This window comes from Leptothoe spongobia TAU-MAC 1115, from assembly GCF_018739885.1.
Lineage (GTDB): Bacteria > Cyanobacteriota > Cyanobacteriia > Phormidesmidales > Phormidesmidaceae > Leptothoe > Leptothoe spongobia.
This window is the reverse complement of sequence record NZ_JADOES010000054.1, coordinates 17,042-31,257: the sequence shown is the minus strand read 5'-3', so window position 1 is coordinate 31,257 and position 14,216 is coordinate 17,042. Positions and strand designations below refer to the sequence as shown.

Annotated in this window: 6 protein-coding genes; 2 read left to right on the top strand and 4 right to left on the bottom strand. The window is 41.4% G+C overall.

Annotated elements, in window-relative coordinates:
* Positions 1-40 precede the first annotated feature (40 nt).
* Positions 41-904 carry an NACHT domain-containing protein gene (locus IXB50_RS19890; protein WP_215610745.1) on the bottom strand — a complete coding sequence of 288 codons (864 nt, stop codon included), beginning with the start codon at positions 902-904 and terminating at the stop codon, positions 41-43.
* A 162-nt stretch (positions 905-1,066) separates the two neighbouring features.
* Here IXB50_RS19890 and IXB50_RS19885 point away from each other — a divergent pair, with 162 nt between their 5' ends.
* Positions 1,067-4,678 (top strand): NACHT domain-containing protein, encoded by a 3,612-nt coding sequence (locus tag IXB50_RS19885; protein ID WP_215610744.1) that lies wholly within the window; start codon positions 1,067-1,069, stop codon positions 4,676-4,678.
* A 69-nt stretch (positions 4,679-4,747) separates the two neighbouring features.
* Here IXB50_RS19885 and IXB50_RS19880 read toward each other — a convergent pair whose 3' ends face one another.
* From IXB50_RS19880 to IXB50_RS19870, 3 genes are read right to left on the bottom strand one after another with little or no spacing between them, the layout of a single operon-like run.
* Positions 4,748-7,201: an NACHT domain-containing protein gene (locus tag IXB50_RS19880; protein ID WP_215610743.1), complete on the bottom strand. Its 2,454-nt coding sequence runs from the start codon at positions 7,199-7,201 to the stop codon at positions 4,748-4,750.
* Positions 7,202-7,203: 2 nt separating this feature from the next.
* Positions 7,204-10,143 carry a WD40 repeat domain-containing protein gene (locus IXB50_RS19875; RefSeq protein WP_215610742.1) on the bottom strand — a complete coding sequence of 980 codons (2,940 nt, stop codon included), beginning with the start codon at positions 10,141-10,143 and terminating at the stop codon, positions 7,204-7,206.
* Positions 10,140-11,360 (bottom strand): hypothetical protein, encoded by a 1,221-nt coding sequence (locus IXB50_RS19870; protein ID WP_215610741.1) that lies wholly within the window; start codon positions 11,358-11,360, stop codon positions 10,140-10,142. Before IXB50_RS19870 ends, IXB50_RS19875 begins: the two co-directional genes overlap by 4 nt.
* Positions 11,361-11,738: 378 nt before the next feature.
* Between IXB50_RS19870 and IXB50_RS19865 the strand changes: the two genes are divergently transcribed.
* Positions 11,739-14,186 (top strand): NACHT domain-containing protein, encoded by a 2,448-nt coding sequence (locus IXB50_RS19865; RefSeq protein WP_215610740.1) that lies wholly within the window; start codon positions 11,739-11,741, stop codon positions 14,184-14,186.
* Positions 14,187-14,216 lie beyond the last annotated feature (30 nt).

Sequence of the window (14,216 nt, the reverse complement as noted above, 5' to 3'; positions counted from 1 at the left end):
CTCCCCGAATATCAACGTGGCGAAAGGGCGATGAAGCTTGCTATTGCTGGGTTATAGGCCGAATGTCGCCCTGCCAGATTTTTTGCCCTAACACTTTTTCAATGAGTTCATGTACTTGTTGTTCTGATAATGGAAGGACACTAATCTTTTCTTTCTTTTCTACTAAATCATCAAGACATCGGATCGGTCTACTGGTAATCAACAGAGCTGTATTGGGCCATATTTCAACCAACTCATATGCCTCTTTCAAAATTTGAGTGGCAACTGTTGCACCAACTTCATCAAGGCCATCAAGAAAGACCGTAGCTCCTTGAAACTCAGGTCTTCCTAATCCAGTTGCTGCTGTGTTGACTATTTTTTCTAAAGAACTATTATTCTGCCATTCGCCTGATTCTAGATAGATGGGAATAGGAGCGTTTGGCTCGTCTATTGCTCGTGTAACGCCTTGCTGAAATAGACGCTGGGCAATTAAGGTTTTGCCAATGCCTAATTCACCGGTTAATACAGAGACATTGCCAGGTTCCAAATTCAGTGACTTAGGTGGAATTCCTAAAGATTGGTCGTCCGCGAGTGCTATAGCTCGTTCTCGACTGGCAACGGCAATACGAAAACGAGCTATACATGATGCTCTTGATTTTTCTTGAAGCTTCTTGAGGCGGTCAAGGCGTTCTTGATCATCCTGAACTACAGCTTGAATAACCTCAGTATCCGAAGTTATATATATGTCGCCAATATGAAAACCCCGTGCTTGCTCAATGTTGATATTATATTCGCTCTTTAATTGCTCAATGACCAAGTTACTTGGGGTACTGAGCAACTGGCGCAATGTGGTTAAATCTGCCTCGGTATAGCTCCTAGCCTCGATTCGATCCAGGATGTTTTTTAATTCGTCAGAAAGGGGCATTCGCGTATTAATTAAGCGTAGAAGTAGCATTGCTAACCGCACTGCTATTTTAATCTGCTTACCTATATTTGCCAGCTCAGTAACTTAAGCCATACTGGAAGCAGTCCACATGAACTCTAAAGGCCACATCGTACGTATACCCCTACATGCGATTGAAATGCTATGACTACACCTGATGAACTATTGCCACTGATAGAACATGTTCTCAATTTAGGCGAGAAAGATGAAAGTGAGCTAGAACACTGGAGCCAGACAGAGGATGGTCAGAAGGTAATTCAGTATGTAATTCAGATTGGCAAATATAACACTAATTTAGGTGAGGGAAAGGATATTTCAATTGGTGATCAACTGGATCGAGCGTTATTGGAAGAAATACGCGCTTTGTTTCGATCTCAAATCTCCCCTCAACCACCCGAAATCAATTGGCAGCGAGTCAGCAGATTGCTTCTAGAACAGCAAGTTCAACGCCTAACCTCAAACCCTTTAACCCATATAGAGGGCATTGCCTATCGCACTGACCAGGTTTATGTTCCCTTGGGATTAGTCGAGCGTAAGCGACAATCTCGGCGTGGAAAAGATATTTTGCCAGAGGAAGGCTCCCAACTTTACCAGGAAACAGAAATTATACGGCAGTTTGAGCATGAGGAGTTTTTAGAGCAAGTTTTACGCCAAGGAGATAGCCCTCGCAGTGGTGGACGACGCCTTGCCATCATTGGTGAACCAGGGTCAGGAAAAACAACCCTGCTGCAGCGGATAGCTCACTGGATCTCTCAAACAATTAATAATTCAATTGTTATTTGGATCTCTTTAGCTGATCTACAAGGGGAACTGCTAGAGAACTATTTGCTGGAACGATGGTTGCAGACTGTAGTACAGCAGCATGGCAAGGCAGAAGCATCACCCAAAATTAAAGACACATTTATAGCTCAGTTTCAGCAGGGAAGGATTTGGCTATTGCTGGATGGAGCAGATGAAATGCAGACTTCAGTTGGCAATCCCTTGACAGAAATTTCGCGGCAGACCCGCATAGGGGGGTTACTTTCGCAAGCACGAATTGTGCTAACTTGTCGGCTGAATCTGTGGGATAGCAAGCGTAATGCACTGGATACTTTTGACACATATTGCACCCTAGAATTTTCCTATCCACAGCAGGTGGAGAAATTTATTTGTCAATGGTTCAGGGCATTAGCAGAGGAACAGGAAGAGCAGGCTGAACAACTGTGCGCGGCGCTGAAGTTACCAGGCAAGGAAAGAATTCAGGATTTGGTGAAAAATCCGCTACGACTGGCACTATTATGTTTCAACTGGTATCTAGGGGAGGGAATGCTGCCTGAGACGAAAGCAGGGTTATATAATCAATTTGTGACAGATTTTTATGAGTGGAAGCGAGAGCAATTCCCAACGACGGCGGAACAGCGTAGCCTACTGAATGCAGCATTGGGAGAGGTAGCGCGGGAGGCGCTTGATAAGGAAGAAACACGATTTCGACTAAGGCACGACTTTGTATGTGGATTTTTGGGCGAATTAGATGATGAAGATTCGCTATTACACCTATCCCTAAAGTTAGGCTGGTTGAATAAGGTAGGGCTAGATACAGAGAATCAAAGGAAAACAGTTTATGCATTCTTTCATCCTACAATTGAAGAATATTTTGCTGCTTTAGCAATTGATAATTGGCCTTTTTTTATTAACCATACTCTTACAGATTCTACTCATGAACAATCTAGCTATAGATGTTTTGAACCTCAATGGAAAGAAGTATTCTTGTTATGGATGGGACGCGATAACTTAGCCAATGACGAAAAAGAAGCTCTTATAACTGTATTAATTGAGTTTGATGATGGAATTGAGTATCCATTTTATGGACTGAGAGCTTATTGGTTGGCTGCTGCTGGAATCAATGAATTCAAGTCTTATTCAAGGGCTAAGGAAGTCATCGACTTTCTTGTCAAATTATGCTTTGGTTGGTCTGAGTCATTCAACTTATCAGTATCTATAGCAAGCATTTTTGATTCCATTCAATTTGCTTCTAGAGAATGCTTATTAGAAACAGATCACAATAGAGCAATCAGCTCTTTAGCTGATTATATTGACTTAACTACAGATGAGTTTGTCAAGATACAAGCAAGCAAGAACTTAGAAAAACTTGATACAAATAATCCAATAATACTTACAACATTAACAAGAATATTAGACTCTACTAGTAACAAATATGTCTATTGGCAAGCAGCTCAAGCGCTAGGAAGAATTGATCCTAATAACAAAAAAGCTATATTAGCTTTACTGGAATTTATCGAAGCAAACCGTAATGATGCCTACATTTGTCACAAAATACTTGACTTAATAAATAATCCTGGCAATCAAACTTCTATTAAGGTACTTACACAGCTTCTTGAGTTAACAAGAGGTACTCTCATGGAGATAGGTTCTATTTACTGGCATACATTCAATGCATTAGCACTAATGAATGATGGAATATCTACAATCATTTTAGAGGTTTCTAGATTACTTAGAGAAAATAAAGATTTAGCTATCCTCGAAAAGGTTACTTCATACTTTGAAAACCTAATCATTCCTCGTAAAGATAAGAGCTTCTGTTTAAATTTAAATGAAATTATCTCTCTTTTTTTAGAAATTATAAGTTTGCCTAACGAAGAAAATTCTAGATGTATGGATGATAAAGAGTTATTTATGCAAACTCAAGTCCAATCAAGAGTTATCAGGATTTTAGGAGAAATTGGCTCAAATAATCCTGATGTTTATTTGGCCTTGGAGAAGCTGATCACAACAACTTTTTCTGAATCGATGCGTATGTCTATAGCTAGAAGCTTAGGGAAAGCTGATATTGGTAATTTCCTTGCAAAATCTATTTTATTACAAACAATAAACTCTACAGAGGATAAGGGTTTACTTCAACAAGCAGCTAGATACCTATTAGAGATCGATGTTGATAAGGCTTTGGGGACAGAAATATTAATAAGGCTATTGTCGAATGAAGAGACACGTTTAATGGCAATTGAAGGATTAGGAGAGCTTGGCAAGGACAATTCCATAGTAATTATTAATGCACTAACCCAACTAATAGGGATAACAGAAAATGAAGACATGTGTTGGCGCGCCGCTTTCAATCTTTGGCAGATTGATGCCGGTAATGCTAAGGCTCTAGTTGTATTTAAAAAACAGATTGAATTGGAAGTATACAACTATCAGATGCAATTACCTTTCGATGGGCGTAGTAGCTATCGAACAAGTGCAACACTGAATGCAATTTCAAAGCATTCAACAAAAAATATTCAAATCGACCAAGATTTTATTAATTTACTATTAGATTTGGTTGAATCAAGTGAACACGAAGAGTTGATTGTAAAGGTAGTTGAAATATTAGGAGATGTTGCAGTAGGAAATCGAAAATTGATTCATAAGCTATTGAAGTTGATCAAAAATACTCGAAAGAATGTTGAGAGAGTTGGTGAAAACGAATATATGGAGCAATCGAAATCTTCTGACTTTTGGTCTGAATTGACATCAGAAGAGATAACTAGGAGGCAGCGTGACCTTTTAGCTGCACTCAGGAAAATTTTATCGATTAGAGATAAAAAACTCTTTGTTATAGATTTCAAAAATGAAATTCTAGATTTGAATACGATTGAAGAAAAGGGGATTGAGTACTTTAAGGCGGTTTTTGGAATTGTATGGTACTGTGCTGAAAGCATATCTTATCCATATTTCTACAAAATTTGGCATAATCAATTAAGTTTTCGAGAAATTAAGTAACATTAGAAGAAGAAAGGCTTTGTTAGAAGCCTTTTAAAATTATTCTCATGTAATTTCCTGTAATGCGGGTTAAAATATTTTTGTAGGCTTCACAATAGGGCGTAGTGATGCATTCTGAATCTCCTGTTTCACTGCATTACTTACCGTGCTGCTGGCTATACAATCCATCAAAAGCTTGTTCGCATCGTAGTACTGCTGAAATTGGGCTGTTTGATCCTCTGTTAGCTGCACCTCACGGTCAAAATTTTTGTAGGCTGCCATGGTCGTTTTTAGTTGCTCAATCCAGGTTTTCCCGTAGTCTGACCACCACTGCTCAAAGGTTTTCCAATCTCTAGGATCAGACAGCGAATCTCGAAGCAACTGCAGGTCATTTTGTAATTCTGAGTTTGTCTGTGCAACCCTCATGAATTGTGCCAGTTCAACATCTCGTGCCAGAGTAATCGCGATCGCAAGGTTCTGATCCAACACACGAGAAATTGCCAGATCCTGTGCTTTTGATAGATAGCTCTTCAGACCCCGTGCAATATCCTGGACATACTCAAATGCCAGTCTGAAATCCACCTGATCACTATTAGCCTTATCCTTCACCAGGCTCAGGCTTTCATCAAGGGCACGGGCAAGATACTGATCGCGCAAGAAATCAAAGTATAGAGCACGAATGGCAGTTGGATGATACGGTGCCTCAATGCCAGTAGCAAGCTGCTCGACCAGCCCTAAAAACTCCTGCAAAGCAGTATTAGACATAAACTGCTGATCAATCTGTTGTTTGATCAGACGAACTAGCTCATCAGCATTAGGAAGCATATTGGCCGTGAGTAAGAAGACCTCATACCATCGCTTCTCGGTCACATGCTGCACCAGACTATTAAAATCAAACGCTCCGTTGCGTTTAGCAGAGGCAACAATCTCCCGTGCTGTGAAATATTCTTGAAAGGTGAGATGAGAGAAGGAATAAATGCTGGCGGCCCGCTGAATAAATAGGCCATGAGATTCTGCAATTGATTGTCGAATAATGGTGCTATCGGCTTGTAACGTTGCTAAATCAGCTGATGCATTGGGGAGCTGACCTAAGTAATCGGCAATTGAATCTGTCAACTCATCCTCATCGAATAGGACATATTGCGACTGCTGAAATTTCTGTAATGCAACATGGCTCAGGAGATTTTCTTTTTGAGGGATATTGAGCGAGTATTGGGCTGGCTGACGATCAATGCTGCGAGCGGCATCCCAGTCCTGCAACAGTAGTCGTAGGCCTTCGCGGTAAAGGTCACTACGCTTTGAGTAGAATCGACCGTTGCGATCGCGAAATACAGCACAGGTTAAGTTCAGCAAAATAGGGGTAACGGCCAGGTCTCTGATTTGCTGATTTTCCGGGCGGTCCAGTTGTTGGATAAAGCGATTTGCCTGCTGCACAGCCTGAGGTTTCTGGTCTGCAGAGGCAATAGCTGTAAACCAACGGTTGGAAAACTGTTTGACCTGATTCTCATTGAAGTCAGCGATTTGAACTTCTAGAAATTGACGAAATCGATGTTCCGTTGCTTGAGTACGGCAGGATACGACAACACGGTTTTGTCCACAGCGGTTCACTAGTTGCTCAATCTGTCGAATGACGGACTTGCTATCGGTTTTAGGGACCTCATCCAGGCCATCGAGCAAGATCCATAGCCGACTGTCCTGAAATAGGGCATCAAACTCGGCATCAGAGCAGTTGTCCAGACACCCACGAATGTGGTGCATCAAGGTTGAGCGGTTGCTGCTGCTCTCAGTGGAGGTAGCTCCTGATGGAGCACTAAAGTCATAATCCCTCAACCGCATCAGGATTGGGAGGCGATCAGCCAGGAAGGGAACTTTACCGCCTAAGCATTGCATCAGTAAATGCTGCAGGAAGGTGGTTTTGCCAGAACCCGGTAGTCCCAGTACCATCAGATTTAGATTGCGCTCAAAGCTCTGCTTAACGGCTTTTATACCTGCTAACCGTCTGCTGGGTTTGCCTAAACCCATGGTGTAAAAGCTGGCCCTGTCTTCTGGTTGAAAGGTTTGTAGCAAACCGTCTTTGTCGGATGAGAATTCTTTTGTGGGGCGTTCTAGAATTTCGACGTCTACATAGATTTCATCGACGGGGACTGGTTCATTGACTCGCCATAACAGCATGGTGCCATGGCGTTGTTGTTCTATATTTGTGAGGTGCGCTCTGACTTCTGAGACTAATTTCTCCAATGGCTTTAGTTCAGAAGTGGGGTGTTGAGGTGTGGACTGAATCTCTTCAAGGACAGTCCGAATAATATCTCGAATTGCTTCAGCACTCGCACCTTGGTAAATGCGATCGCCAAATGTTATCGAAAATGAATCACCTACATGAATATCGTTGCCCTCGGCAATGTTCACTGCATATTTGCCAATCTGCACAATGGTTTGGTCATTACTAGCGGTTATCTCACGACGTAGTCTCTGGAGATCAGCTGCAGTATGATTTCCAGCCGCAATACGATTAAGAATGGCATCCAAGTCCTCAGAGATAACCATAATTAATCAGAAAATATCTGAATCCCAGATTCTTTCCAGCATATATCGGCTGCTTCCTGTGCAGTTGTATTTTCGGACTCATTAAGAATGGGACTATCGCGTAAACCATCACAAGCAAAGCGAAGCAATGTTTTCCAGTTACCTATTTCCGAAAACTCCTCTGTAAGGTTTCCTTCTAAATCCCAAATGCGAATAGTTCCATCTCTTCCACTACCAAGAAGTGTTTGTGCATCAGAACTGAAAGAAACAGATGGGCTAATACCTGCATGATTTCGAATACTTTGCAACAACTGTCCTCCTTCTAAGTCCCAAAGGTTTATAGTTCCATCTAAACTTGAAGTTGCTAGAAACTCTCCATCTGGGCTAAATGCAACATCAAGAATTAAGTCCGTATGTTGTGGAAACTCTGTAAGCAAATTTCCATTAGTTGACCATAGTCTAGCAATTCCATCTGAACCAGCAGTTGCTAAAAATTTACCATCTGGGCTAAACACTACACTTGAGACTGAACTATCAGAAACAAAAAGTGATGAGACTAGCTCGCCCTCTAAATTCCATAATTTGACAGTGCCATCTGAACCAGCAGTTGCCAAAAATTTACCATCTGGACTAAATACTACATTTGAGACTGAACCCTGAGAAACTGCATAGGATAAAATTCGTTTCCCCCCTAGGGTCCACAACTGAACAGTGCCATCTGAGTAAGCACTGGCAATGAATTCACCATTTGGGCTAAATTCGACATCGTTAATTTGTCCTATATACCCCTCTAAAGTGGTTGCTTCTTTTCCATCAATTGACCATATCTTAATGGTTCCATTTGAATCACCAGTTGCCAAAAATTGTCCATCTGGGCTAAACACAGCAGTTGAGATTAAACCTTTGGAAATTACGTAGTAGGACGAAACTAGCACCCCTTCCGAATCCCATAATTTAACAGTTCCATCTGAACCAGTGCTGGCAATTAGTTGCCCATCTGGACTAAAGGTAGTACTTGTATTCTTGACATCCTGGCCATTTGCAAGCGCTACTTCTAGTGCTTTTTGTAAGCTATCTTGGATAGCTGCAGGCACCCTACCAAGTTTTTCCTGACTTTGACCAGTAACTTGAATTGCTAAAGCTAAGGCCTCTTCAGGAACAATTTTCGAGAGCTGGGTTACTTCATCTGCCTTTTGAAGTAACTCTACCTCAGTTAATCTTTGCTCTGCTAATAATCTTCTAGCTTCCGCAAGTCTTGCTTGTGATATAGCAAAGATGTTAAGTGCGCCCAAAACAATGAGTGCGGTGGCAGTAAGAGAGAACTGACGACGCTTTAACCGCTTTTCTGATTGGGTACTGCATCTGACAAACTCGTCTTCTATATCACTTAAATTTTGATAATGTTGGGCATCATCAAGTAAACTCCCACGTAACAGGACACTACGTTCCCTTCCTTTTGCTTGCCATTGTTCGGCTGCTATAGTTAGACGTAATCTTTGGCGTAGTGTATTTCTTTCTTCTTCTAACCAACTTACCAATCTAGGCCAGTTACGAATTAAAGCTTCGTGTGCAACTTCTACTTGAGTATCATCCAAATTTCCCTCTCCAGTAAGCCGTACCAAGCGTTCTTGGATTAACTTTTCTAATACTCGATCAATGCGATCTTTCGCTTCTCCAGATTGATATAGCGATTGTTTTCGAATGCGATTACTGGTTACCTCCATGCCCTCAGTCAGGCGAATCATTTTAAGAAGAATCCGTCTAACTGTTATTTGATCCTCTGGAATAAGAGCATCGTAGAAATCGTCAGCACTATTAGCTAGTGCTAAACGCCCTCCTCCCAGTCGTTGATAAGCCTCCCAAGTTATTCGATTTCTGCTGCGATTGTTCCATAGCTTTAACAATGTAAACTGAAGCAATGGTAGGGCAGCCGGTTCTCCTAATACATCAGACAACAAAGCTTCAATAACACCGTCTTCAAATTTCAAACCCACTTGCCCAGCAGGTTTTTCAATAGCATCTCGTAGTTCACTTACATCTAATGCTGTAACTCTTATTTGGGCTCGCTCAAAAACAGATTTGAAGTCAGGTATAGTTGCCACCTGGCTTTCAAAGTCAGTGCGCATTGTAAGAATGACACGATGAGTAGACTCTGAGTCCTGACTTAGACTCATAAGACTATCAATAAAGGCATCACGCTCGGCCTCATCTAGACAGAGGGTAAAAACTTCTTCAAACTGGTCTACAACCAATACAGCCGTTTGACCACCACTAAGGTCTGTTATTAGGGAGCTGAGATATTCAGGATCAGTTCGTAATGATTCATTTTTTTGAGGCATATCCTGTTTCGAACCAACATTATTGGTTCGAAGCAATTGAGCTAGATTCTGAAGTGGTTGGCTACCAGGTACCATAGAGCCCAGGTAATACCACTGTTCACTACCTGGTATTGCACCTGTTTTTAGCTGAGGAATAAGTCCTCCTAAAACTAAGGATGATTTGCCACTGCCAGATGCACCAACAATCGTTACCAACCTATGGTCACATAATTGTTTTAGAAGCCTTCCTAGAATTTTCTGACGGCCATAGAAAAGGTCTTTGTTTGATTCTCTAAATGCTTCTAAGCCTAAGTAAGGGCATTGAGATTCTTCTAGCGTAGGTGCTTGTTCAGGGTCGAAGTCTTCTAGCGTAGCGTCTGGTGCTTCAATGCCAATGCGATACAATGTGGAATGCCAGTAATCAAGTATGCTCTGGGCTGCCCAGCGATCATCCTCATGGTCCAGTAATACACCGGTTGCTCGGCCCCCATATATCAGTTGTTCAATGGAGGCTAATGCATCATTTTTATTTTCTTGTTGACGATAGCGTTTTAGTAGTTCACTGTGGGCTGTCCGTAATGAGGCAAGAGAGGGATATGCCTCATTCTCCTTCTTGGTAATTGATGACGAAGTGTGATTGCTCATTCCATGATCCTCAACACCGATGCTAGGGGATTTCCAACTTTTCTAAGGTCCTCACATAGTCGTTTTAGTGTCACATCCACCTGATAGAAACGATTGCTAGCTTCTCGACGATAAACCCGAAAATATCGCTTAATTTTAATCGGATTAGCTGTGATCAAGGCATCATCAAGTTTTTCACAGCTGACCTGAAACTTAGCCGTCCATTCATCTGCATCCTGATCAAATAGCTCCGTAGACCGTTCCTTTAGGTCAGGCCAAGACATTTCCAATTCAATCAAGTCCTTGTCCACACTACCTTCGATACGCCGTAGTTCTAAATCCATCTCCTGCCAGTAATCATGGCCACTGACAAGGGCTCCCAAGCGCTCATTCAAGTCGGCCAGGGTGTTCAACCCCCATTGAAACTCGCTGATCTTTTCGCGATCGCTAGTACCTGCTGATAACGTTGACCATATCGCCTGCAAGGCATGGACCAACGCCGGTAAACGCAGTGCCCGAGCAGCGACATTTAGATTTGTATTAATGCGTGACGGTTGAATGGCCAGCACCCGATTGAGTAGCCAAATCGTTTTCTGCAGTTTGCGCAGGTCCAGCAGTTCTATGGCATCGTGTAGCTCTTGCTGCGACTGTTTCAAATCCTTAAGCCACATCACCTCTCTGGTAGCAATGGTTTCCCGTTGAGCCACGACCTGAATCGCCTGCACTAGCTGCTCCAAGGTCATTTCGTGATCGGTCAGAATATCCAGCGCTGTTTCGTCATCAGGAAAACGTCTGACTTCTTGAACGATACCGCTGTAGCACTGGAATTCTAGCCTGTGGAGCAGGTCGTGTAGTTCCTTGTAGTTAGCAATGATTTCAATTTGCTCCAGGGCTGCCTGAAAATCAACCCGAAAGGCAATAACGGCCTCACGGATCTTGGGAGCTTGCATCAAGGCTGCTAGAGCACTAAGCCCGGTGCTGATGGGGTTAGCGTATTCCTTAGCAGGGTTTTTCAGCTCCTCCCGGACAATGCGTTTGATAGTGTCGGGATCAGGCTGGGATTGATAGATGCGATCTCCAATGTGAATATCCCCGGAGCCTTGCCCCAAGGCAACCCCATATTTGCCAGTCTGTTCCACAGTTTGCCCAATAAACCCCTGGGCCTGAGATGCTGCAAAATCAGGCTCATTATTTGAAACATCAGGTTCTTCTGGCAAATTCACCGCACCCTTTCCCACACAACCTACGTTTAATCATATACAGTTCCATTGATGCATAATCCATATGCTCAGAGCATCGAAGCTGGTATGAACAATTTCTGGATGACTTTTCGTAAAGGATGCCATACGATTTCGCCTTTGAAGTTTTCCCAAAAACTTGATAGCTCATTGTAGAAATTCAGTTTGGGTGCAGTAAAAGACTGATAAATCTGCTTATCCTAAAATCTCTAAAGCGGTTTAAAGCTGAGCATATTTAGACACCTCACAGTAGAGTTATCTAAACAAGGAATACGATGTAGCAAAATACCTAGATAAGGAAGTTAGAGTAGCTAATAATATTGGAGAAAGAATGCAGCGCTAGCATTGTAAATATTCATCCCTGGAAAATCATAAATCATGTCCGATTCTGATGAACTGATTTCTATTTTGGAGCGAATTCTATCAGGTGATCGTGATGAAGCAGCAATTGCTCAATTACGACAAGGGCTCAAAATGGTTGGGGATATCCTACAACATGTTGCTCAGGACGGACAAAATAACACCAATATTGGAAAAATTCAGGGGAGGGAAGTTCATATTGGTGACAGACTGCATATCGATGTTGAAGAGCTTAAGAAATTACTAGAATGTGGCTCAAATAATTTTGATTGGCCACAAGTGAGTCGAGAATATCTCAATAAGCAGATGATCCAGAGCTTAACAACAAATCCATTGACGTCTGCTGAGAACATCTCTTACCAAGCTGAGCAAGTATACATACCTTTAGGGTTAGTAGAACGTAAACGACTATCTAGACGCCAGAATAATATACTACCAGAGTATGGCTCACAGCTATATGAAGAGATAGAGATTGTCCAAGAGTTCGAGCATAAAACATTTCTGAAAGAGGTTTTGTATCAAGGCAAAAGTCCTCGAAGTGCGGGATGTCGAATTGCTATTATTGGTGAACCGGGAGCAGGAAAAACAACACTGCTACAAAAAATTGCTCGTTGGGCATCTAAAAAACTTGATGAAACGATTATCATCTGGATTTCTCTGGCAGATTTACAGACTAACTCCCTAGAGGACTATTTGTTAGAGCAGCGGTTGGAGTCGTTTACCAGGCAACAAGGAAAGGCAAAAGCTTCACCTCAGTTAAAGGATGAGTTTGTGAATCAGTTTCGACAAAGCAAGGTCTGGCTGTTGCTAGATGGTGTAGATGAGATGTCGGTTTCGTCTGGCAGCCCCTTAAGTGAGATTGAGCGTCAGATAAGGTTAGGTGGCTTCCTGTCACAGGCAAGAATTGTATTGACCTGTCGCTTGAATATTTGGGATAGCAATTATCATGCATTGGAAATGTTTGACACCTATCGTACATTAGAGTTTGCATATCCAATGCAGGTAGAGCAATTTATTGGGAAATGGTTTGATGCTTTACCTGAAAGGCAAGAAGCCCAAGCTAAGAGATTGTGTGCAGAGTTAAAACGCCCAGAGAAGTCACGCATCCAAGATCTAATCAAGAACCCATTGCGGCTGACCCTTCTATGTTCTAATTGGCATTCAAGAGAAGGTATACTGCCAGATACGAAAACAGAGTTATATGAGACATTCGTAGAAGATTTTCATGAATGGAAGCGGGCAAAATTCTCTGCCTCAAAAGCACAACAAGAACAACTCTACAAAGCGTTAGGCAAGCTATCCTGTGAAGCGATTGACAATAAAGAGTTCCAATTTTGTTTGCCGCATGAATTCATTTGTAGGTTTTTAGGTCAACCAGACGAAGACGAATCTTTTTTCAGATTAGCATTACGATTAGGTTGGTTAAATAGGATTGGCGTGGAATCAAAGAATCATAAGAAAGCAGTGTATGCATTTCTACATCCAACATTTCAGGAATATTTTGCAGCTCACTACATAATCACTAATCACGACATAATTTCTTGCTCCGAAACAGCTAAGAAACTAGCTGTCAATATTTATGAAGAACAATGGAAAGAAGTTTTCATGCTAATTGCAGAAAAGCTTGAAGATTCAAACTTGCTGGTGCATTCAATGCAGATAAATTTATCTCTACTCTTAAAGAATAGCTCTAATATACAACATTTTTTTCATACAGTTAATCAAAAAGCCTTGTCTGAAGTATCTGTTGACAAAAATCAAGAAAAAAGTAATTCTGCAATCGAAGAGAATCATACTAGGCTACAAGCCTCAATCCGAGCGTTTTATTGCGCTAACGCACTAAACCATTCGTTAAATCTTAATACGCCTAGTAAGGATGCCAGTGATAGTGTTGTTTCGCTACTTAATGTTTTAGAGCCCAATTTCTCGCTCGATAAGCTGCTCACAATAGCAATTGGATTGGATAACACTTCCAATACAAGTAGTGATATTGTTATTGATCGTGCCCTCACTAGTTTCTTTGCATTGGCCCTTGATCTCAATAAAAAAAATACGCTAGAAGCAAATTTTATTCATACTAGCCTTCTGAGTCGTGTTCTTGAAAGTCACCTCGAAGATTTTCTTGATAACAAGCCTCTTTCAATAAATCTTGATTCTGAATTAAAACAGTCCTTAGAGGTACTTAGACAAGAACTGACAAAACTAAACAGTTTAAGTACTAAGGAAGTCCAAGAGTGGTGGAAATCATTGGGGATTGAATGGATTGATAACCTGAGTGAAATTCTTACTAATTATAGAAAAATTAAGTATGATTGGAGTTTTAATGAAAATGAGCTTAAATTATTAGAGTTGTATTTTAAGGGAAGCAAACTTCTTGTTCAGTATTTAGATCATTCTTCCAATCTTGGTCTTAAAACCAAAGAAAATATTCAAAGAAAAATACTCTTGCCCATATCAAACCTCTAAAAAATGAATGACTTTAAAATCAAGTCTAGA